The sequence below is a fragment of the Paenibacillus sp. ATY16 genome, from assembly GCF_003399985.2.
Lineage (GTDB): Bacteria > Bacillota > Bacilli > Paenibacillales > Paenibacillaceae > Pristimantibacillus > Pristimantibacillus glycanilyticus.
This window is the reverse complement of the sequence record NZ_NMOK02000032.1, coordinates 41,966-64,632: the sequence shown is the minus strand read 5'-3', so window position 1 is coordinate 64,632 and position 22,667 is coordinate 41,966. Positions and strand designations below refer to the sequence as shown.

The window sequence follows — 22,667 nt, the reverse complement described above, 5'->3', positions numbered from 1 at the left end:
CGGTCGCCCTCCTAACCGCGCTTCAGCAATACGTTTTGTTCGTATTCTTTCACTTCGCTGATCCACTGCTCGCGGACCGGAACACCCTTCGTAGCGCAATAGTAATCCCATATCGCGCCAAACGGATACGACTTGAATTCTTCGGTAAGCGCAAGGCGGGTCGTATAATCGCCTTCCAGCTCGATTTTCTTCAGTGTTTCCACCGGCTCGAGCATCGCGCGGAGCAATGCCTTGATTGTGTTGCGCGTTCCGACAACCCAAGCGGCTACGCGGTTAATGCTGGCATCGAAGAAATCAAGGCCGATATGGGTTGTGCCCAGCAGATCATGGCGAACCAGCTCTCTGCCGATCTCAAGCAGCTCATCGTCCATGATGACGACATGGTCGCTATCCCATCTCATCGGGCGGCTGACATGAAGCAGAATGCCGCTTGTGAAGAGAGCAAGGGAAGACAATTTATTCGAGATGACTTCCGTCGGATGGAAATGGCCCGCATCCAGACAGATCAGCTTGTTATTCTGCAAGCCGTAGCCCATATAAAATTCGTGGGAGCCAACCACGTACGCTTCCGACCCAAGCCCAAACAGCTTGCTCTCCACCGCGTCCAGGTTGTAATTCGGATCAAGCGGCTCGGCAAACACTTCATCGAGCGAAGCCTTCAGACGCTTGCGCGGGGTCATGCGGTCAACCGGATTATCCTTGAAGCCGTCGGGAACCCAGACGTTGGTCACGCAGGTCTGACCCAGCTGCTCGCCAAAGTAAGCGCCGATGCGGCGGGAAGCCTTGCAGTGGTCAATCCAGAATTGGCGGATCCCCGGATCCGGATGGCTAAGCGTAAAGCCGTCGCTCGATTTCTCATGCGAGAAGCAGGTTGGGTTGAAGTCGAGTCCAAGCCCCTGCTCCTTCGCCCAGGTTACCCAGCCTTCGTAATGACGCGGCTCAAGCTGATCCAGCTCAACCTTCTCGTTCGTATCCGTATAGATCGCATGAAGGTTGACTTTATGCTTGCCAGGAATAAGGGAGAATGCCTTCTCCAGATCGGAGCGAAGCTCCTCCGGCGTTCTTGCCGCGCCCGGATATTGGCCGGTAACCGAAATGCCTCCGGTCAATTCCTGATCCGCGTTCAGGAAGCCTTTTACGTCATCGCCTTGCCAGCAATGCATGGAGACTTTGACCGTCTCCAGCTTGCGCAGTACTTCGTCCGTATCGATTCCATGCTGGGCATACAATGCTTTTGCCGCTTCGTAAGCTTGCTTTACATGTTGATCCATCTGTAGAGGCGCCCTCCTTCTTAGCGTGTGAATGCAGCCGGTACACCGCCGTCAATCGTCAGCATGCAGCCGGTTGTTTTGTCCGATTTCGAAGATGCGAAGAAGGCGATGCCTTCCGCAATATCTCTTGGATAAATATTGACGAGCAGCGTAGTCCGTTTGCGGTAGTGCTCTTCCAATTGGTCAGGCTCGATGCCGTAAGCCGCGGCGCGCTCGTTGCGCCATGCGCCGTTCCAGATCGCGGAGCCCTGCAGAATCGCATCCGGCAGAATCGTATTGACGCGAATGCCGAATTCGCCGCCCTCCGCCGCGATACAGCGTGCCAGATGAGCCTCCAGCGCTTTTGCCGAGCTGTAAGCCGTAACGCTCTTGCCTGCGAAGATCGAGTTCTTGGAGCCGATAAATACCATGTTGCCGCCAATGCCCTGCTGTTTCATCAGCTTGAACGCTTCACGGGCAACAAGGAAATAACCGGTGCCAAGCACGTTAATATTCAAATTCCATTCTTTGAGGGAGGTTTCGTCAAACGGGCTGGATGTTGCGAGGCCTGCGTTGTTGACGATAATATCCACGCCCCCGTAGACGAGAGCTACTTCCGCATAAGCAGCCTGCACCGCTTGCTCGTCCGTAACGTCCATTTTTACGGCGTAAGCGCGGTTCTCGCCGTATTTGTCGTTGATTTCTTGCGCAACCTTCTGCGCGCCTTCCAGATTCAGGTCGGCCAACACGACATGCGCGCCTTCCGATACGAGGCGGCGTGCCGTCTCGCTGCCGATACCGCCGGCACCGCCGGTAATGAAGGCAACCTTGCGGGAGAATTCGGCTTCAGCCGGAGCCAGCGACAGCTTGTAAAGCTCAAGCGGCCAGTACTCTACGTTATACGATTCGTTCGCGCTCAGCGATACGAAGCTGCCAATCGCCGTAGCGCCGCGCATAACGGAAATCGCGCGATGGTACAAAGCGCCGCTTACTTGCGACAGCGCCCAGCTCTTGCCCGTGTTGATCATGCCAAGCCCCGGAATGAGGATAACGCGCGGAGCCGCTTCGAACATGACGTCGCCTTCGTTTTTGTTTTCCTCGAAATAAGCTTTGTATTGCTCTTTATAAGCGGCAACGCCTTCAATCAATTTCGACTTCAGGCCGTCGATATCCTCCGCATTAGGCGTCCAATCGATAAAGAGCGGAACAACCTTCGTATGAACGAGATGGTCCGGGCAAGCGGCGCCAACCTGCGACAGCTGCAGAGCGTCCGCGCCGCCAACGAAAGCAAGCACATCGTCTTGGTCGTCGAACGACAGGATCATTTTCTTCGCGTCGGATACGGCACCGCGGATCGTAGGCATCACTTGCGATACGATTTGACGGCGAACCTCGGCCGGAAGGGCTTCATGTTTCACGCCGCCGAACAATTTGGCTTCATTTACGCGTGCTTCGATGAAAGCTTCTGCTTCATTAATAATCTTAATGGTCTGCGCATAGCATTCTTCGGACGTTTCGCCCCAAGTTACAAGGCCATGCTTCTCCATCAGAACGAGCTCAGCGTTAGGATTAGCCAATACGCCTTCCGCGATCATCTTCGAGAGAGTAAAGCCGGGACGCACGTATGGCACCCATACGAAGCGGTTGCCGAAAATCTCTTCCGCCAGATGGCGGCCGTTATCCGCGCAGCACAGGCTGATAATCGCATCCGGATGCGTATGGTCTACGTGCTTGAATGGCAGGAAGGCATGCAGCAAAGTCTCGATCGAAGCGCGCGGATGCTTCGCGTCGATCATGCAGTTGCCAAGGTAAGCAACCATTTCTTCGTCCGACATGGCATCGCGTTCGAACAAAGGACGGATATCTTCCATGCGAAGACCGGTGAAGTTTGCCGCTTTCATCGAACCAAGGTCAGAACCGCTGCCCTTCACGTACATCACTTCAACATCGCGGCCGCGGAAATCTTTAACCGTCGTTTTCGTGGAAGTATTGCCGCCAAAGATGTTGCACACGCGGCGGTCTGCTCCGATCAGGTTAGAGCGATAAACCAATTGATCGAGTCCGTTTGTGAATTCAGATGCTTTAGATGATTGCCATAAGCTTTGTACCATTTTGTTTACCTCCGAATACGTTGTTTTATCTTTATGTTTCGATAGTAACATGTTTGTTTATATTTGAAAACAAAAATATTTCGGGCATAAACAAATATAATCAAAAACAAAAAGAGCGGGAAAGCTCCCGCTCCCCGCTCCTGACAATCGGCTACCTCCGAATAAAATCCGCAATCGTTACTTTTTGCCCGGTCCGCGCGCTTTTCAGCGCCGCATTAACCATAGCCATGCTGTATTGGTTATCCCGGCTGTCGGTTTCCGCCCTGCGGTTTTCCTCCAGCGAGAGGAACATCTCGTCGAGGCAGCCCGGATGCCCGGTTCTTTCCGAATGAGCATTGTATACCGCGGAATCCGCCTCTACCCGGACAAACGATTTAATGAACTTCCCTTCCTGAGGTTCCGGCGCAATCACTTCCGCAAAGGGGGCATCATGCCCGTTCCAGATCGCCGTCCCCTTCTCGCCCGTGATTCTCCAGTCTGCTTCCCACGACGTGTTTGCCCCTCCCGCACACCAGGAACCGCGGTAATTGAACACCGACCCGTCAGACATTTCGAAGATGCAGACTGCCGCGGCCGCCCCTTCGTACCAAGAGCCCGGCGGGTTAAATTCGTGGCAATAAACGGACACCGGATCTGCCCCCAGTATTAGGCGAGCCTGATCGAATGTGTGGATCGCCATATCGAGCAGCAGCGGACTTGCCATCGTTTCCCGGAATCCGCCGAAATGCGGCCCCAGGAAGAAATCCGCGTTCACAAAACCCGGCTTGCCAATCGTACCCGAGTCCAGCAAATGACGCAGCGCGCGAATACGGGGATCAAACCGCCGGTTTTGCATGACCGCATGCGATTTCCCCGTTTCCTCCGCGATCCGGATCAGATCCTTGCATTCCTCCGCGGTTTCCGCAAGCGGCTTCTCCCCAAAGATATTGCAGCCAAGCTGCATCGCCGTGCTTGCAATCCGGTGATGGCTCGCGGGGATCGTTACGTCAAAGACAAGATTAGCGCCGGTCTTCCGGATAGCCTCGGCAAGATCGGTGAAGGTAGGGCAGCTTAGCCCCTTCTTCTCCCTCATTTTCTCGGCAAACTCCTGCTTGATATCGACTAAAGCGACAATCTCCGTATCCTTGCGCTCGATGGCCGTATCGATCCAGATGTTCGACATGCCCCCGCAGCCCGCTACTACAACTTTATATGTTGCGCTCATTCGCATGCACTCCCCTATTTCGGATTCGGCACAAACTGTCCGCCGCGGCATTGCTTCAAATAATTTAATGCGTGGACTTGTCCCGTCATCTCCAGCTCGTCGCGGTAGACCGGATCATGCCAGCCTTCGATATCGATCGTTCCTTGATAGCCGGCTTGTCTGAGAATGGTGATAACATCCGTCCAGTTCGTATCGCCAAAGCCAGGCGTCCGGTGCCACACGAATGGCTTTGGACCGTGAATGCCGTATTCCTTCACGATATCCCAAGCGATGGTTGCGTCCTTGCCATGGACGTGGAACACTTTGTCCACCCATTTGCGGAGCTGCGGAATCGGATCGATCAGCGAGACCATCTGATGGCATGGCTCCCACTGTAGACCGATATTGTCGGACGGAATCGCGTTAAACATCATTTCCCAAGCCGTCGGGTTATGCGCGATGTTCCAATCGCCGGCTTCCCAGGTGCCGCCCATATCGCAATTCTCGAACGCAATTCGCACTCCCTTATCCGCAGCCCGCTTGCCCAGCTCTCCGAATACTTCCGCATACCGCGGGATAGAGCTGTCAATCGATTCGCCGGTCAAACGTCCGGTAAACCCGGATACGATGTCCGTCCCGAACAAATGCGCATGATCGATCAGTCTTTCCCAGCTTGCAAGGGTATCCGCGTTATTTCCCGCGCCGGTCAACGGATTGCCAAAGATGCCAACCGTCGATATAATGAAACCGTATTCATCGGACAGCTCGCGAACCCGCTTCGCCGTCTCGACCAGATTCGTGTCGCCCGTTGTCTGCCAGAACGTCAAGCTGTAAGATTCGAAGCCGTGAGGAGCAATCTGAGGAATCACGCGCACCGCGTCGCCTCCGCCAACCAATGTTCCGATCCGAAGTATATTCGTCATATCATTACCACTCCTATTTTGGTGGATTAATTTTGAATGCAACCTCAGTATAGCGCGGGAAAACGGACGATTCTCGACCATTCTTGTGTTTTACTAGTCCAATATTGTGGAGTTGAATCTATCATGAGCTATCCGAAGGAACTGCGCGAGAATACTCGAATAGACGAGAAAATGCACCCGGTTCAAATTTTTTCGAACCGCGCTCTTCAGAAGAAGCCGGGCGAGCTGATTCTCTATTTGCATTGGCATGAGCATTTCGAAATTATCGTCATGCAGCAAGGCAGCGCCGTCTTTCATATCGACAGCGAATCTTACGAGGCTCTTCCGGGGGATGTTTTATTCGTGCCTGCCGGAGCGCTTCATGTCGGCTACAGTCTATGCGATGGAGAAATCTCATACCTCGCTATCGTCTATAACAGCTCTCTCTTCCAGAATTGGATGCAGGATTCTCTTCATACGAAATATGTCCTGCCCTATTTGGAGGGCCGCGTACAGCTGCCGGTCAAGCCAACCCGGCTCGATCCGTCCTGCGCGGATTATTATTACTTGCTGGAGCAGGCCAGCACGGAGTTTAAAGAGAAGCAGCCCGCCTATCAATTGATGGTAAAATCGCAGCTTCATATGCTGCTTACTCTGCTGTCCCGCAAATTTCTGCCTCAGCAGCTTCCGGAGCAAGCGACCAATCAATACGTGCATAACCGCGAACAGTTCAAGGCATTAATCGAATATATTGAAGCCAGCTTTGCGGACAAGCAGACGGTAGCCGATGCGGCAAGGCGGATGAACCTGAACGTCCATCATTTCTGCAAAATGTTCAAAAAGCTTACCGGCCGGACTTTTATCGATTACGTCAACGTATGCCGGGTGAATGAAGCGGAGCGGCTGCTGCTCGCCGGCGATCTCTCCATTACCGAGATTGCGGGCCGTGTCGGCTGCGACAACTCCAATTACTTTACGAAGATGTACAGAAAGTACAAAGGCGTTGCCCCTTCCCAGCTCAGAAAACAGCTGGCCGACGCAAACAAAATCCCCTTAAGCGAGCCAATCGCCTAAGGGGATTTTTATTGAATAATCGCCATTCTTAATTACTCGTTGATTCGGTACAAATGCCGGTACCCTAACTCCTGAGAGATCAGATCCGCGTATTTTTTCACGTAATAGCTGTACTTCTCGATGTTCTCCGCTGTAAAACGCAAGGTTGGGCCTGCGCAATTCAGGGAACCGATCACCGTATTCTCGTAAGAGAAGATGGGCGCGCCGATGCCCGTTGTCCCTTCCGTCGCTTCGCCGGAGGTAATCGCATACCCGCGCTTGCGGATCTGCTCCAGATCATTGGCAATATATTCTCTTGTTAAAAGCCGCAGAGACGGCAAGCCTTCCCAATCAATCTGATTCAAAATGGATTCCCTCGCTGAGGAAGTCATGTACGCCAGAATAACCCGATTGGAAGCCCCGATGACAAGCGGCAGCCTCAGCCCGATCGGCTCGGAAATTTTGAGCAGCTGCGGAGAATCGATATTGTCGATATACACGCCTTCGGTGTTCTCGCGGGTAGCCAGGTAGACCGTTTCCTTCGTCTTCTTCGACAGCTCTTCCATAAACGGTCTGGCAATGGAGCGGAACCGCAAGCTGTCCCACATCAGAAATCCGTATTTCATAATCGACAAGCCCAGCTTGTATTTCTTCGTTTTGCTGTTCTGGGAGACAAAGCCATGCTCCGACAAGGAAGCGAGAATGCGATGTACGCTCTGCACCGGCATATCGAGTTCGCGGCTGATCTCCGTCACGCTGACTTCCTTCTCGCTCCCCTGCGGCACTAGATAATCCAGTATATGTATCGCCTTCGAGATCACGGACATGAGTTTCGCCTCCATGTCATATTTTCGAACATCCCTATTCCATCTTATTGTAGAATGGACGTTTATCATTTGGCAATTCATTCTTTCACGGGGAAAAAGCTGATGCATCCCTGACACGCATCAGCTCTCCCGAAGCTTCAAAAGGATAATAAGGTATAAATCCCTACACACAAAACGGCTAGAGAGATCGTTGTGCATACAATCGAATGCCCCGTATGACTGTCCTTCTTCATAACGGCGGCGATCAGCTGCCGGACGGCAAAATACATGCTTGCCAGATTGATAAGAAATAAGACCATCATTACGGTACTCATCAGAAAGGAACTATTGTTACCCGTTTCCTGATGATGATGATGCATTTCGCTGACCGTCCCCATAATAAGAGGCATTGTCAGCCAATGAACAAGGTGCAGAACAAGCACGCCGGACACGGATACCATCGACAGCACCGAATATTTCGACTCTACGCTCAGATGCCGCAATTTCATCATTAGACATGCCTCTCCTTTCTATGCCTAACTTAGCTCTGGCAGCCGTCCGCCTTCACCGTGCTGCCGCAATATTTCTTCTTCGCCTGCGGAGGCAGATTAATGGCCGGGCTTTGATTAAAGAAGCTGACCGGCTTCAGCATAAAGCCGATATACGCGGCAGGCATGACCGGCCAATCCTCCGGACGGGGCACATGGGTATGCCCCATCGTGTACCATACGACAACGTCGGTATTTTTAATATTCCGGTCCTTCTCCGCCCAAGCGGACAACCCGTCTCCGCCCAGATGCTGGTTCGGATATTTGCCGGAAGCATACATCTCATCCTCGTCGTAAGGGGTGACCCACAGATGGTGCTTAATAAATCCGGCGCGCTTGATCAGACTGGAATTATCCGAAGCAAACGGGAAGCAATTCTCCCCCGTCACGATTTTGAAGCCGACGGATTGGCCAAGCTCATTTTTCACGTTATCGTTAACAAACTTCCAATACCTCGCCGTCTCCAGCTTAATATCGCGCTTCGCCTGAAGCTCCGTCTCCAGCAGTGTCGATTTAGCGTAAAAAGCGTTCTCTCTAGGATTGTTCACGCCCGGCTCCTCCGGTACGACATTGACCTCATAGACCGAGTTCTCGTTGCCGTCAATCTGCATATCGAGACGAACGTTGAAGAAATGCTGATGATTGGGCGCATAGAGATCCGGTCCCACCATATTGCCGTATTTCGGCGTTTCTCCCGGATGTAATCCAGCCGTGGACAGGATCCCCGTCAGCTTCACCTCGAATTGAATATTGCCGTCCTGATAGAGATACCAGAAAAATCCGTATTCATAATTGGCCACCGTCGAAATAGAGGAGATGACTAACCGGCGGGAACGCCTAACTTCGACGTCGTTTGTACGCCAATCCGTATGCTTCCACAGAATGCCGAAGTCTTCCTCATGCATGCAGATGGCGTTTTTGATGACGAATAAATCCCCTTTGCTGTCCGTCATGACGCCGTCGAAATATTTAATATAGCCCACGCAGTCGCAGCCAAGCTCCAAGCTGTTCGCCAATTGGCCAATACCGTATTCCCCGCTGTCGAACGCGTTCTTCCGGTTCTGAATAGGACCCGGATCGCCATAAGGAACAACCATCTCCGACAAGGAGCCGCGGTACAGCACCGGACGGTCGCGTCCTTGATCATGATAGGACAAGGTATGCAGCGTTAGACCTTCGCGGGCGTTAAAGCCGATTCGGAACTTCCAATTCTGCCACTCTACCTCATGCCCGTTAATCGTAAAGCTTGGACCTTCCGGCTGCGTAATTTCGACCGGCTTGATCCCGCCGCGCAGCGGCCCTACCCGGTCGGGCGTATAGTTGAACTCCTTATCGGGAATTTTCGTATATTCATATTCTTCAACCCGAAGCACTTCCATCGTATTCAAATCTATAATTGGAACAATCGGCAATGGACGGGCGTAACCGTTATCCTTCTCATCGCTGCGGAGGAAGCACAAGGGTTTGGCTAACCGTCGGGTCGCATCCTCTTCCGTTCCCCAATTGCCCGGCGACCACAAATCTACCATTACGAGCTCCGGCGCATGGATGTCGAGCCGTTCCAGCGCTTCAATAAACAGCGGACTATTGCGGACGGCAATCTCGCATTCCGCCTGCTCATCCAGCATGATGGTTGGCTGTACGCCCGGAACATGCACCCAAGAGACTACCTTTTGTCCGGTAAGAGAAACGACAGCTTCATAGGTCGCATTCTCTTTCTTGTTCAGAATAATAATAAAGGCTTCTCTCTCAAACGGTTTGGAGCCGTCATATTCCATGACAATCTCCTTCTTGGGCTCTTTCAACGCAACATGCACAAACCGGTCGGATTCGGTTAATTGCCGCTGCTCTTTCAGAATGCGTACGGCGGCGCTTGTTTCTTCCCGGCTAAGCGGCTCCAGCGGGTGATTCGCTAACGATAAAGTAAGTGGTGTCATTTCAATCGCCTCTCTTCGTTTGTTTAATGTTAACTTATGTGACAATAATATCCCGTCTTTTATTGCTGTCAAACCTCTGTTTCCCGAATATCGAGAAAATCAGAATTTGATTTGTCCGAATTTTTCAATTTTCTCACATATCGGGATACTCCCGTTCTCTCTATTCGGATAGCTGGTCATAATTACGTCATCAAAGCTAACATATAAATATAGGAGGGACTTACATGCTGAAATCCTGGAAAAAGTACTTATCAATCGCTTCATGGGTGACTCTGCTCTTCACCGCGTTACCTTTAACTGCCTTCGCGGAAGGAGAGACCTCTGTCGTAGATACCGGGGATACGACGTGGATTATCGTCGCAACCGTACTCGTCATGTTTATGTTCATGCCCGGACTCGCTTTATTCTACGGAGGTCTCGTTGGCCAGCGGAATATCTTGTCTACCGTCATGCATAGCTTGAGCGCATTTGTGATCGTTACGCTTGTCTGGGTGCTATGGGGCTATAGCTTTGCGTTTGGACCCGGAGTTTCCGGCGTATTTGGAGGGTTTGAATTTATCGGCTTCCAGCATGTCGGCGTGGATGCCAAGGATGGCCTGACGATTCCTCATCTGATCTTTGCCATGTATCAGGGAATGTTCGCGGCCATAACTACCGCCTTAATCTCCGGCGGCGTGGCCGAGCGGATCAAGTTTAACGTATGGGTCATATTTGCCGTTCTGTGGGTTACCTTCGTCTATGCCCCGATGGCGTTCTGGGCATGGGGAGGCGGCTGGCTCTCGAAGCTTGGCGGGCTCGACTTCGCCGGCGGAACCGTCGTTCATATTTTATCCGGCGTAAGCGCGCTGGTCGCCGCTCTGGTCGTAGGCAAAAGACGTTCCTTCCCTAACCGAACTCTACCGCCCCACAATCTTATTTTCTTTATGATTGGAGCGATGTGTCTCTGGTTCGGATGGTTCGGCTTTAATGCAGGCAGCGCCCTAGCTTCAGGCGGGTTAGCAAGCCTTGCCGTTGTTACGACGCAGGTTGCTGCAGCGGCAGGCGGCGTGCTATGGATGGTTATGGAATGGAGATTACGAGGAAAAGCAACAATGGTTGGCGGCGTAACCGGCGTCATTGCCGGACTAGTAGCTATTACGCCGGCAGCGGGTTTCGTGTCGGTGCTCTCGGCAATTCCAATCGGCGCTCTTGCAAGCGTCATTTGCTACTGGGGCCTTCATGTCGTCAAAGCCAAGCTGCAATACGATGATTCCCTTGATGTATTCGACATTCACGGGATTGGCGGGATCTGGGGAGCCATTGCGACAGGCATATTCGCCAGCACCAAGGTTAACCCTGCCGGAGCAGACGGACTTATTCACGGCAATGCCAAGCAGGTCCTTATTCAATGCGTAGACGTGCTTGTCGCGATTGGTCTTGCGGCCGTTGGCACCTTCGTCATCTTGAAGGCAATCTCTTTATTCACAACCCTTCGGGTGTCGGAAGAGCAGGAATTAACCGGGCTTGACCTCAGTCTGCATGGGGAGAATGCCTATAACACCTTTGAAGCGATGAACAGCGGCATTCCCGCAAGGCCGCAAACGGAGTATCAGCCTGCCGGCACCGTGCTTACCGCGAGTCCCGAGATGAAAGGAGTGTAACCATGAAGCTGCTGACCGTTATTATTCGTCCCGAGAGATTAAGCAGCGTGACAGCCGCCCTTCACACCATCGGAATCAGCGGCATGACCATCAGCGATGTCCGCGGCCAAGGCATTCAGAAAGGAACCCGGACCTTATACCGCGGAGTAGAATATCAGACGGATTTCATATTAAAAAACAAAATCGAAACCGTCGTTAGCGACGACCTCTATGAAGAAGCGGCGGAGGCCGTTATCGAAGCGGCAAGAACAGGCGCTATTGGCGACGGCAAAATTTTCGTTACGGACATTGCCGACGCGATCCGGATTCGAACCGGCGAGCATGGCCGGGCTGCGCTGGGCCAATAAACGGAAGAACCCTCCCGTTTACGAAGTCGGGAGGGTTCTCTATTAGGAAGCTTTGATAGGCGATAGAGCCGCCTGATCCAGCACTTGGTGCAAAATATGGAAGGAAGCGGCAACGCGGTGCATATTGCGGCGAATCTCTTCAGCGGATTGGATATAGGGCGAATCAACCAGCTCGCTTGCCCAACGCGTTACCATTTGCTCCATACAGGCAGGCGTAGTCTCGAGATGGAACTGCAGGGCTAACACATCTTCTCCGTACGAGAAGGCTTGATGTCCGCAAGCATCCGAGGTTGCGAGCAGGGTTGCGCCTTCAGGCAGGTCAAACGTATCGCCATGCCATTGGAACGAGTGGAATTCAGCCGGCATTTCCTTCAGCCAAGGATGCTCTTCACCGGTGCGCTCAATGCGGTGCCAGCCAATCTCCTTAAGCGTATGCCGGTATACTTTTGCGCCAAGAATTTCCGCAAGCATCTGTGCGCCCAGACAGATTCCCAATATTTTAATTCCGCGGTCCATCGCCGATTTTACAAACCTTTTCTCATCCGCAAGCCAAGGGAACTTATCTTCTTGATAGACGCTCATTGGCCCGCCAAGAATAAGCAGCAGCTCCGTTGTGTCCAGCCATTTCTTATCCAATTCCACTGCCGGATTCACAACCGTAAGCTGATGACCGCCCCACTGCGCCCAATCCGAGAAGGTGCTTATATCGTCAAAGTCGAAATGCCGAAACGCCAGTATGTTCATCCCAATTCCCTCCCGTGTGAAACGTGTCTGTTGTCTATAGTCTTATTGTAGAGCTGAATTCGGGAAGACTCGACTCGATTTTCTCACATAGTGGGAAACGACAGGAATTCATTCGGTTAAAATAGGATTAAACAATGGCAAGCGGGCTGTTCTGCACGGCCTTCAGCCACTCGGATGCCATCAAATAATGGCCGGCCGCCGTTGGATGTACGCCGTCAAACAGCCAATAATCAGGCTCAGCTTTTTCCGCCGCTTGATCAAAAGCCTGCTGGAAGGGCACAAATACCGACTCGTACTCTTCCGCTAATTGCTTCACAACCTCGCTCTGCCGCTCTACCCTCTCGCGCCAGCCGCTCCATTCCTTGGCAGTTACGCCTGTCCGGAGAACAAACGGTTCGCAAAGCACAAGGCCAGTATCCGGCAATACTTCCTTCGTCTCCTCCAGCAGAACGCGGTAAGCCCGCTCGAAACGGTCCGTCGCGCCGCTCGGCAGCTTGTCCATGATGCGCCATGTATCGTTAACCCCGATCAAAATACTGAGGAGATCCGGCTTAAGCGCAATCGCATCTTCATTCCAGCGCGCGTACAGGTCGGAAACCCGGTTCCCGCTAATCCCCCGGTTAATGAATTGATGCCCGGCCTCCGCTTGCTCGCTGCCCAGCCGACCGGCAATATGATACGCATACCCTTGCCCAAGCAGCTGGCCCGCATACCCATCCCGAGAACGTCCGCAATCCGTGATGGAATCACCTTGAAACAAAATCACTTTCCCCATTCTAAACTTCCCCTTTGCGTAAGAAATAAAGCAAACGCTTCCTCTCCCATTTTATAGAAGACTACGTTCTTCTGTAAATCATGGAAGCGGCAACGAGGCCAACGCAGACTCCCGAAACAGGCGCAACAGCCAGAATACTGATAGCCGGCAGACTGCTGGCATTTAATTTCAACCCCGTGAGCAGCACCACCCAAAGGAACACAACCATCCAATACATCCATTTCTGATAGGAAGGCACGGTAACAATATCCTCATTCCTCGGATTGCTTTTATACAGCTTGATAAGGACCGTTAGCGTTATGACCAACAGTCCCAGCAGAGAAAAGCTGTACTGCAGCATTTTAAATAAAGGCAGATTCAGAAAGACAATCCGATTCAAAACAGCCACATGATGAACAAAGTAACCTCTCTCATGAGTAAACCCGTCTACCAGAATATGCGTATAGAACCCGATGATCACGGAAAGCAAATAGACGAACCAAGCCTTGAAGCCTCTCCTATCCCAGCTTCCGATCAGATGATAGGCACGTTTATCCAGATCAAATAACGAAGGAAGATGCAGGGCAAGCGAGGTTTTGACCACATAATGAAACAAAAGGCCAAGCACAAGGCTAAGCGGGATAACTTGCAGGAATAAGCCCGCAGCCGTATGCCCGATAGACTGATAAGGCTCCAGCCGCACGAAATACTCCATATCCGGCCCCATGCTGCCCAGCACCAGACCCGTAACGCTCAAAAGCTTTCGGTTTATCTTTTTTAGCGGATAAGCAAATATCGGATGAGCTAGCGTATAAGGCATCCCTTCGAGCTCCAATCTATACTTTATTTCTAAAGGTTATAGACGAACGGAACAGAAAAAGGTTACAGGATTTTCAAAAATTTCAAAAAGACTGGTCATCTATAATGGATGTGTGTATATTCAACGCAAGTTCATTATTCAGAACGGACAGTAGCTGGGTATACGGGTTGCCGTAATTAAAACACCAGCGGGAACGGATACAAGCGTCATCGAGAATCTCCGTGCCAGGCTGCCATGCCACCGGCTTTATCCTCTCCGTTAGACCTTTAATAGAATCCGGTCTCTTGCAGAAGGACTATCCTGCTTCCTGTTTTTCGACCTCGGGCTATACGGGGGCCGGAAAAAGCGGAATTGAAGAATACGAGAATGCAGACCCGGCTTCCATCGTTAAACTCCATGTTCCGAGGCCTTATTCCTTGCTTCATAAACATAAGCATTTACCCGAAATGGCCATGTTCTCAGGACTTGAATATCCTCCGGTGTTTACGCCTATTAAAGCCAATTATCCCCAAGGGCTGGCAATGACCGTTCCGTTAACGGGAAGAAGCATGGCTAAACAGGCATCCGCAAAAACGGTGCACGAAATATTGGCCGCGTATTACGAGGCGGAGCGATTTGTCCAGGTTATGCCTTACGATTCGGAAGCTTATCTGGAGGACGGTCATTTCCTGATTGATGAATGCAAGAACACGAACCGGTTGGAGATCTTTGTTTTCGGACAGGAAGATCGTATTACGATTGTTTCAAGATACGATAATTTAGGCAAAGGAGCTTCGGGTGCCGCGATTCAAAATATGAATTTGATGCTGGGATTTGACGAAGCGTCCGGTCTGATCCTCTAATAAAACAAGAGCCGGCTACCCACGGGATAGCCGGCTTTGCTTTTTATTAACGTTGAACCGTTGAAATCAGTCTGTACAGAATCGTTGCTGCTTCCGAGCGCGTTGCTGTTTTATCCGGGTAATAGTAGCCTTCCGGCGTCCCTTTAATCAATCCGGATTTCAGCGATTGTGCCACCGCGTCAGCTGCCCAAGCTGCAATTTCGCTGCCATCCTTCAAGGCCGCTAGCTGATCTGCGCCGGCAGCTTGCGACTTGCCGACAAAGGCAAGGACATTAGCCGCGGTTACGGCAAGCTGCTGTCTTGTAATTTTGTCATTCGGACGGAACGTTCCATCCGTAAAGCCTTGAATGATACCCGCTTCTGTTGCTGCCGCTACCGCGTTAGCATACCAGGCATTTGCGGTTACATCCTTAAAGCTGTTTGCCGGGTTGCCTGCTGTCAAGCCAAGAACTCGCGTCAGCATCGCCACCCACTCCGCACGGGTCAACTGCTGCTCAGGAGCAAATCGATCGGCCGTTTCACCGTTCAGAATCAAGCTTGAAGCAAGAGCGCTAATCTCTTTTTCGGCCCAATGCCCTTTCGTATCGGCAAATGATTTGTTTATGGCCAATACCGCATAGACGCTGTTATGATTCGTGCGAATAATCGCGGTCACGTTACCGTTTGCATCGGTAACAAATGTCGTTGGCACCGAAGTTACAGAGCCGTCCGAACCGATTACAACAGCAGCGGTTGGCCTCGAGGCAGGTTTGCCAAGCGGAATCGTGCGAGTTACGTACTGCTTCCCAAAATTCTGAACCTCTTGCCAATTCGAATGGCTGCCTGCCCATACGTTAAATTGAACGGGAGCTCCAACTAATGCACCGTTTTGCTGCTGCAAAGCCAGTTCGCCTGCATGCTTAACCGCATCGGACACCGCGCTGATTGCTACGCGAAGCTGTTGTCCGTTTGTGAAGGAGCTGTTTAGCAAAGCCTGCAAAGGAAGCTCATACGTTCCCAAGCCGGTTTTGACCTCGAGCGTCAAAGACTTGTTGTTCTTCAGAAGCTCGGTAAGCATAGAGACAGGGAATTCTGCCTGCAGATTGCTTTGCCCTTTCAGATCCGTCAAATCGATTGTAATGGAATCCGCTTTGCCGCCTTGAGCTGCGCTTGTCAGAATAGCTGCATCCACTTTCACAACGGACGCCGACTCTCCGTTAGGAGCTGTTTCCGTAGTTGCCGTAAATCCGCTGATTGTAGATCCGGTTCCCGAAGTCGTGACGACAGGACCGGTCGCTGCGCCTCCGCCAGTGGAAGGCGTTGTTGTCGAGCTGCCGCTTGTAATGGTTACGTTTGCTGTTGCCGTAAAGCCGCCGTCTTCCGTTGTAACGGTTATTTCGGCCGTACCTATTCCTTTTGCCGTTACCACGCCATCCGTTACCGTTGCAACCGAAGTATTGCTGCTGCTCCAGTACAGGTTATGGTTCTCCGCGTTGCCTGGTTGAATCGTTGCCGTGAACTGCCCCGTCTTGGTATTGGCCAGATCGAGAGCAAGCTGAGCTTTATCAAGCGTTACGCCGGTTACGCCAACGGTAGCATCCGGGTAACGATATACTTCGAAATCGTCGATTGCCGCCCAATTGCCCGCTTTTGCATCGGAGAAAACGCCGATTTGCAGCTTGCCGTTGGTCACCTCAATACGGTCGATCGCAAACGGAGTGTAGACGCTGCCGCTTGCGCCCCTCATGTCTTTCGTCAGCTGCGGCGCATTCTCGCCATAGCCCGATACCTCGAGCTGGAACTTGCTTTGTCCGCCTCCCGTTCTTACCCACACTTGAACCTTATACACGCCGTTCGGAACGGTAAGCGTCTGATAGTTCGATTGCTGGTAAGCCGAACCGGACCAATGGGTCATTTTATATTTGCCGCGCGGGTTATCATTGTCGATGGACGAAGCATTCGACTGCGTGCCCGGATGCCATTCCTGCCATGGAGAAAGGGTTGCTTTGCCATCGCTGCCCGTTGTTTCGAAGTCGAGATTGTTATCTGGGAAAGGTACCAGAACGCTTGCCACCGTAGGTGTCTCGGTGACCGCGTTGCTAGCCGCCGATTCGTTGCCTGCTTGGTCTACCGCTTTCACCGTAAAGGTATAACGCGTGCCCGCTTTCAGGTTGGTCACCGTATAGACGGATGACGGAGCAGGATCAACCGAAGCCCGTTTAAAGCCGTTGACATAAATGTTGTACTTCAGGAAATCGGTCTCGACGTTTGGTTCCCAAGCCAATTTAACCTGTTCGATTCCCGGCTCCGCCGTCAGGCCAACCGGTGCCGACGGTGCCACGGAATCCAACCCTGCCGCTGTTGTTGCGTTTACGGAAGCGCTAGCCGCTGATTCGCCGTTCGCATTAAAAGACGTAACACGGTAGGAATAGGCCGTGCTGCCGCGAAGCCCTTGGTCCGTATAACCGGTCGCATCTCCGGCCGCGAGTCCAATCAGCCGGTAATCCGGATATACTCCGTTTGCCGTAGTTTCCGAATCCGTGGTAGAACGGTAGATTTTATAGCCGTCCACATCTGCGACCGCTGTCCAGGACAGCTTGATATTATGTCCGCCTGATAGCTCGGCGCCGACTCCTTGCGGTGTCCCCGGAGCGCTCGTTCCTTGTGCTGCCGATGGAGCTTTTGCAATAACCGGAATCAATTCCACATCGTCGAATGCAGCCCATTCGCCGCCTTTATTGCGGGAATGGATACCCAACTCCACTTGTCCGTTCGTCACTTGAATTTCCGGAATAACGATTTGCGTCCACGATCCCACATAAGCCGTAGTTGCCGCCGCAACGCTCAGATCGGCGCCGCCGTATTTCTTCGCTTCCAGGCTTACGTTCGTATCGCCGCCCTTTTGATACCAGACGGAAGCTTTATACGTACCGTTAGGAACTTTCACCGTGCGGAATGTGGTCTGTTCATAAGGCGTGCTGCCGCCTAAATAATGCGTAAGCTTATAGGAACCCGTTCTTGGATTATCCCTGTCCGCCTTTTGAGCGGATGCTTGGCCTTCGGGCGTCCAGCCATTCCATCCGGCAAGTCCACCTTCTTCAAAGCTGCCGCCGATGCTCAAATAGTTATAGCTGCTTTGCACGAAATCATAAGAGAACTGGAACCAGTTCAGATTGGCTTTGCCGCGGAAAACGACATACAACTTATGCTTGCCGGATACGGATTCCGCTTGGGCGGCTTTTGTAATCCATGCACCGTTTGTATCCGTGAGATCCACGCCGCCGACATACTCGCCGTCCGGACGGTCAAGGCGGAACTCGATGCCGCTGTCGCCTTGCGATTGCGCTCTGACCTTCACGCTTGCCGTGCCATTCAGGAATTCAACGTTATCAAATGCGATGTAGCTGCCATCCATTGTTGTACCGACAGCTTTGCCGCCGCCGGCGTCGGTAGTTACTGCCGTTGTCATGCCGTTCATTTCACTGTAATCCTCGGCCTGCAGGGCAGCATAAGGGCTGATAGCAGCCGCGCTGTCCTGTGTTCCGTTCCATACAAAGCTGGCTACGGCGCCGGCAGGAAGCGTATACGCGAAGCTTTTAGAACCCCAGCGTACTTTGAAGTCCTTCGGCTGCTTCGACGAGTTCAGGGCTACCAGTACTTTGGAGCCGTCCTTATTGACAAATGCAACATCCTCGATGCTGCCCGCGCCAAATGTATTGGACTTGATCCTCTGTGCTCCCGGCAGAACAAATTTGCTTGCCTGGCCAAAAGCATAGAACTCTTCGTTGTACTTGACTTCATCCGTGCCGCTGTTAACCGTAACTATACCGCGGCAGTCCGAACAGCCGCCTACATACGGACCGTGATTCTCGTCAAGCGCAATGTTCCATTTGAGCGATGTGCGGGCCCAGTTGCGGGTAGCGCCGATGATGAGATTTTGAGCATCCCACTGCACGTTGCCTGCAAAATCAGGCGCGAATTCACCGCCCGAGCTTTCCGTGAAATAAATGTCTTTGTCCGGATGCTGGTCATGAACAAGCGACTGTGCGCTGACATTGCCCGAATAGCCGTGGAAGGCGGAACCCGCAATATACTTCTTCGCATCCGGGTCGTTCAGAACCTCGATCGGGTAGTCCGGCTCACTCCAGTTATGATCCCAGACAACAATTTTGGTATCGATCTTAGCCGCTTCAAACGCAGGCCCCAGATAATCCTTCACGAACTTCGCTTGATCCTCCGGCTCCATTCTCATCCCCGGGTAATCGGCCGGTTCGAAATGCGGTTCGTTCTGAAGCGTAACGGCGTCAATCGGAATTCCTTCCGCCTCGTAGGCTTCAATAAATTTGACGAAGTATTGCGCGTAAACCCCGTAATATTCCTCTTTCAGCTTCCCTTTAACCGATGAGTCCGTTGTTTTCATCCAACCCGGCGCGCTCCAAGGCGTGCCCATAATTTTCAGATCCGGGTTAATTTGCAGCGCTTGCTTAAGGAACGGAATAATGTATGCGCTGTCATGAGCAACCGAGAAATGCTCCAGATTCGGATCCGTCTCTCCCGGAGGCATATCGTCATACGTATAAATGCTGGTTGCAAAATCGCTTGCGCCCATCGGCAGCCGCATATAACTGAACCCAACGCCGTCGCCTTCGCGGCTGAACAGCTTATTCATCAAAGCGTCTTTCGCCTGATTATCCATTTGAGAAATGACATACGCCGAAGAATCGGTTAGAGCGCCACCGAAGCCGTCAATCGTCTGGTATTTCGTATTCTCGTCTACGTCAATCGTCAGCTCTGCCGGCGCGCCGTTCGTTTCGAACGCGACATCCGGCTGCTTGGCGATCAGATTGCTCTTGTCACCGGTTGTCATCCATACGTTAACCGGATCACCGGCAGCTGCCGATACTGCCGGCAACGCAATGCCGGTAAAGCTCGAGACAACAAGACCGGCGACCAGTGTCTGCGCGGCCATTCGTTTCCACATACTTGCTCCCATGCTTCAAGCCCCTCTCAAGAAAGTTTTTCTGCCATGCTGAGTACTGCTTTTCCTATTAGCCGATTAATAAATAAACCTAGTTGCACCCCCTGTTACTTGCATGAATCCCCGGGATGTATGTCATGCTGCTTACCTGAATTGGATAATATCATCAATTGAAATCGATTTCAATGAGTTGATAAAAGAAATTAACCGCTTTCATACAAAAAGTGCCGTTTTATGGCGTTAAATATATAAAAACCGCTTGTGCGATATGTGATATCGTTTGAAATCGATTTCAAATAACGTTAATATAACACCCGGTACAACCCGTACCGGGTGTTGATCTTCTACCCTCGTTTATTTTTCTTTTGGTCCGCTATTCCCCGGCTTCGGTTTGTTGGCTGCGATATCTCCCCGCACGATGCCAAAACCGTTAGTACCGATATACACGCGCCCGTATACGCGCGGATCGCCGGTAATGGCTTGCGTCGCATTCGCATATTGATGGAGATCATCATTGATCCGAATCCAGCTGCGGCCCGCATCATCCGACCGGTAGAATCCAAACTTGCCGTTGATACGCCCATTCATATATATCGCCATATACGATTGACCCGGTGCAGCCTTGCCAAAGCCGATCATCGCCGATTCCTGCACATTTTTCAACTTCGTAAAGGTGGCACCCGAATCGGTAGAATGGAAAATGCCGTATTCGCTTTGCGTGTTCGTATTATCCTTCGCCGCAACCAGCCAAATATCGCCTTCAACGCCAGGAACCGCTTTAAACTTGCTATTCAGCTTTGATGGCAGGTTAACCGCTTTGACGGATTTAACGAAGTTTGCCCCGCCATCCTTGCTAACATAGAAAGCCCCGTCCGCATAAGCATAAAATTTAGAGGAGTTTACGCGGTCGGAGGATACCGTAGCTCCCTCCGGAATGCCGGCCGAAGCTGCCCATGTCTGGCCATGGTCATTCGAGTAGCTTACCGGTCTGCTTATGTCTGTCGATGCGCTTTTCGGAGCCCATACAATCGTATTTCCGTTGGCGCTAAGAGCAACCGTTCCGCCTTGCGTTTTATCCCCGTCTGTATCTGTCCACGCGTTGGAAGCAGGTGTCCAGGTCACACCGTTATCCGTGGAGAGGCCTAACCGGGCATCTTTATTCTCCGCATTGCCTACGCGAACGATTAAGTTCGGATTCAACTCGGCATAATCCAGGTCCGTGCTTGTGCCAAAGTAAGGATTCGTAATCATGGTTGGCGCCTTGTCCAATTCTTCATGCCGGAAGCCGCCAATGTCGCCCATTGCGCTGATCAGATGCGCGCCGTCCGGAGGGCTGATCAGACCGAGAACAGCCGTTTCTTCAATTCCTTCGGCATGAACGGATACCTTCACCTTATCGCCGTTATTGCGGTCCAATGCCGTCAAATGTTCCGCAGCGAATAGAGTAGCGCCTGTTCCGTACAGAAGCCGGTCCGGATTAAACGGATCAATCTCGAGATCGCCGATCATCCAGCCAAGCTTCGGATTTTGCTCGACATCGGTCGGACTCGACGTTCTACCCCAATCCAGCCATGGGGATTGCGAGTAATCCAGATCATACTTATTCACCCTCGAATAGCCTTCCCCCATCGTCCAGAAGGACGTCCAGGTCGCTCCGCCATCCGTGCTTCGGAAAATATGCTCATCCGGCCACCACATATTCATTGTTGCGACCATCACCGTATTCGGATTGGAAGGATCTACCGCAAGCCCTCCAAACGGATAGGATGGGACTCCGCTGGCATCGGTTGGCGCAATGACAGCCGGACTGATATCCGTCCACGCCCCGCTTTTCGTATCGAATTTCCAGACCGAACCGGCTTTCGTTCCGTTCCAGGCCGGACCGTCGTAAGGGCCAATCGCGCTGTTATACGTAATATACAGCTTCCCGTCAGCCGTGAGTACGCCATGATGAGGAACAAAGCCTTCATGCGGCTGTCCGGCAACCGGTTGCCAGGTAGCGCCGCCGTCCGTACTTTTGTAAATGCTTTGCTCCGTGTCTGCAACTCCCACGTAAATCGTCTTCGTTGTTTGCGCCGATTTCTTATGCTTTGCATCAGCCTTTTTCCCGGTTGTTGCATCAAAGGCAATCCATACCGGCCCTACCTCTCCGCCATAATAATCCTTTACGTTCTGCTCCGCCGTAAAAGAAGTGACTTTGTTCCAAGTCGCGCCGTAATCGGTGCTTCGCCACAACCCGTTGCCGTTGCGCGCTCCAAAATACACTACGCTGTTATTGTTCGGATCAATCGCAAGACGTTCACCCATCGAACGGCCGGGCATATTGCCTCCGAATTTGAACGGCAGAACAGTTTTTTTCCAAGTCTCCCCTTTATCGTTGGAGCGTAGCATAACCCCGTTCTGATCTGTAAAGTCATTCGAATAAGTGCCAGCGGCAATATACACCCGGTTCGGATCTACCGGATCGGTTGCAAGGCTTTCCACGCCGGCCATATTCCAATTGTCATAGCCGACCCAATCAAGCAGCTGCTTCCAGGTATTCGTCTTCTTGTCCCAGCGGTAGGCTCCCCCAATGTCCGTTCTGACATAAACAAGATCTTTCTCGGAAGGATTGTAGATGATTCCGGGGACAAATCCTCCGCCAACCGTCTTTACTCTCCCCCAGTCATAGCCTTGCGACTTGCTGCTGGATGAGGCCATAACCCCATTGCCGAATAAACTGGCCGTTAGCGCGATAACAGCGATGATACCTGCAACCTTTCTCTTCATTACA

The 22,667-nt window shown here is 52.1% G+C and carries 16 protein-coding genes; 4 read left to right on the top strand and 12 right to left on the bottom strand.

All coding sequences use genetic code 11. The annotated features are described in order from the left end of the window. Window positions 1–11 precede the first annotated feature (11 nt). The 4 genes from rhaA to CFI03_RS18240 all read right to left on the bottom strand — a co-directional run bounded on the left by rhaA (window position 12) and on the right by CFI03_RS18240 (window position 5,467). A complete protein-coding gene (gene rhaA / locus CFI03_RS18255; RefSeq protein ID WP_248758373.1) occupies window positions 12–1,271 on the bottom strand; it encodes an L-rhamnose isomerase in 1,260 nt (419 codons plus the stop codon). A gap of 20 nt (window positions 1,272–1,291) precedes the next feature. Continuing rightward, complete coding sequence (locus tag CFI03_RS18250) at window positions 1,292–3,361, bottom strand: bifunctional aldolase/short-chain dehydrogenase (RefSeq protein ID WP_248758371.1); 2,070 nt, start codon at window positions 3,359–3,361, stop codon at window positions 1,292–1,294. A 151-nt stretch (window positions 3,362–3,512) separates the two neighbouring features. Further along, window positions 3,513–4,565: a Gfo/Idh/MocA family protein gene (locus CFI03_RS18245; protein WP_248758368.1), complete on the bottom strand. Its 1,053-nt coding sequence runs from the start codon at window positions 4,563–4,565 to the stop codon at window positions 3,513–3,515. Between the two features lie 14 nt (window positions 4,566–4,579). Continuing rightward, the gene (locus tag CFI03_RS18240; RefSeq protein WP_201000690.1) at window positions 4,580–5,467 is read right to left on the bottom strand and encodes a sugar phosphate isomerase/epimerase family protein; all 888 of its coding nucleotides are present in this window, start codon (window positions 5,465–5,467) and stop codon (window positions 4,580–4,582) included. Window positions 5,468–5,590: 123 nt separating this feature from the next. On the opposite strand from CFI03_RS18240, the gene CFI03_RS18235 reads away from it, so the two are divergent. Next, window positions 5,591–6,520 carry a helix-turn-helix domain-containing protein gene (locus tag CFI03_RS18235; RefSeq protein WP_248758365.1) on the top strand — a complete coding sequence of 310 codons (930 nt, stop codon included), beginning with the start codon at window positions 5,591–5,593 and terminating at the stop codon, window positions 6,518–6,520. 32 nt (window positions 6,521–6,552) lie between these two features. Here the strand turns inward: CFI03_RS18235 and CFI03_RS18230 are convergent, their stop codons facing one another. The 3 genes from CFI03_RS18230 to CFI03_RS18220 all read right to left on the bottom strand — a co-directional run bounded on the left by CFI03_RS18230 (window position 6,553) and on the right by CFI03_RS18220 (window position 9,790). Beyond that, window positions 6,553–7,326 carry an IclR family transcriptional regulator gene (locus CFI03_RS18230; RefSeq protein WP_127495241.1) on the bottom strand — a complete coding sequence of 258 codons (774 nt, stop codon included), beginning with the start codon at window positions 7,324–7,326 and terminating at the stop codon, window positions 6,553–6,555. A gap of 137 nt (window positions 7,327–7,463) precedes the next feature. Next, window positions 7,464–7,817 (bottom strand): hypothetical protein, encoded by a 354-nt coding sequence (locus CFI03_RS18225; protein ID WP_248758358.1) that lies wholly within the window; start codon window positions 7,815–7,817, stop codon window positions 7,464–7,466. A 29-nt stretch (window positions 7,818–7,846) separates the two neighbouring features. Further along, window positions 7,847–9,790 carry a primary-amine oxidase gene (locus tag CFI03_RS18220; protein WP_248758356.1) on the bottom strand — a complete coding sequence of 648 codons (1,944 nt, stop codon included), beginning with the start codon at window positions 9,788–9,790 and terminating at the stop codon, window positions 7,847–7,849. A 224-nt stretch (window positions 9,791–10,014) separates the two neighbouring features. On the opposite strand from CFI03_RS18220, the gene CFI03_RS18215 reads away from it, so the two are divergent. Then, entirely contained in the window at window positions 10,015–11,430 is a 1,416-nt protein-coding gene (locus CFI03_RS18215; protein WP_283094602.1) for an ammonium transporter, read from the top strand. 2 nt (window positions 11,431–11,432) lie between these two features. Further along, a complete protein-coding gene (locus CFI03_RS18210; RefSeq protein WP_248758354.1) occupies window positions 11,433–11,777 on the top strand; it encodes a P-II family nitrogen regulator in 345 nt (114 codons plus the stop codon). A gap of 42 nt (window positions 11,778–11,819) precedes the next feature. Here CFI03_RS18210 and CFI03_RS18205 read toward each other — a convergent pair whose 3' ends face one another. From CFI03_RS18205 to CFI03_RS18195, 3 genes are all read right to left on the bottom strand, one after another. Continuing rightward, window positions 11,820–12,521 carry a type 1 glutamine amidotransferase gene (locus CFI03_RS18205; RefSeq protein WP_248758352.1) on the bottom strand — a complete coding sequence of 234 codons (702 nt, stop codon included), beginning with the start codon at window positions 12,519–12,521 and terminating at the stop codon, window positions 11,820–11,822. Window positions 12,522–12,648: 127 nt separating this feature from the next. Further along, the gene (locus CFI03_RS18200; RefSeq protein WP_248758348.1) at window positions 12,649–13,296 is read right to left on the bottom strand and encodes an SGNH/GDSL hydrolase family protein; all 648 of its coding nucleotides are present in this window, start codon (window positions 13,294–13,296) and stop codon (window positions 12,649–12,651) included. A gap of 61 nt (window positions 13,297–13,357) precedes the next feature. Beyond that, complete coding sequence (locus CFI03_RS18195) at window positions 13,358–14,095, bottom strand: DUF4184 family protein (protein ID WP_248758347.1); 738 nt, start codon at window positions 14,093–14,095, stop codon at window positions 13,358–13,360. 221 nt (window positions 14,096–14,316) lie between these two features. On the opposite strand from CFI03_RS18195, the gene CFI03_RS18190 reads away from it, so the two are divergent. Continuing rightward, window positions 14,317–14,937, top strand: coding sequence for a hypothetical protein (locus tag CFI03_RS18190; protein WP_481857695.1), 621 nt, complete (start codon window positions 14,317–14,319; stop codon window positions 14,935–14,937). A 46-nt stretch (window positions 14,938–14,983) separates the two neighbouring features. Here CFI03_RS18190 and CFI03_RS18185 read toward each other — a convergent pair whose 3' ends face one another. After that, window positions 14,984–19,909 carry an S-layer homology domain-containing protein gene (locus CFI03_RS18185; RefSeq protein ID WP_248758344.1) on the bottom strand — a complete coding sequence of 1,642 codons (4,926 nt, stop codon included), beginning with the start codon at window positions 19,907–19,909 and terminating at the stop codon, window positions 14,984–14,986. Between the two features lie 339 nt (window positions 19,910–20,248). Next, complete coding sequence (locus tag CFI03_RS18180; RefSeq protein ID WP_248758343.1) at window positions 20,249–22,663, bottom strand: WD40/YVTN/BNR-like repeat-containing protein; 2,415 nt, start codon at window positions 22,661–22,663, stop codon at window positions 20,249–20,251. Window positions 22,664–22,667: the final 4 nt, after the last annotated feature.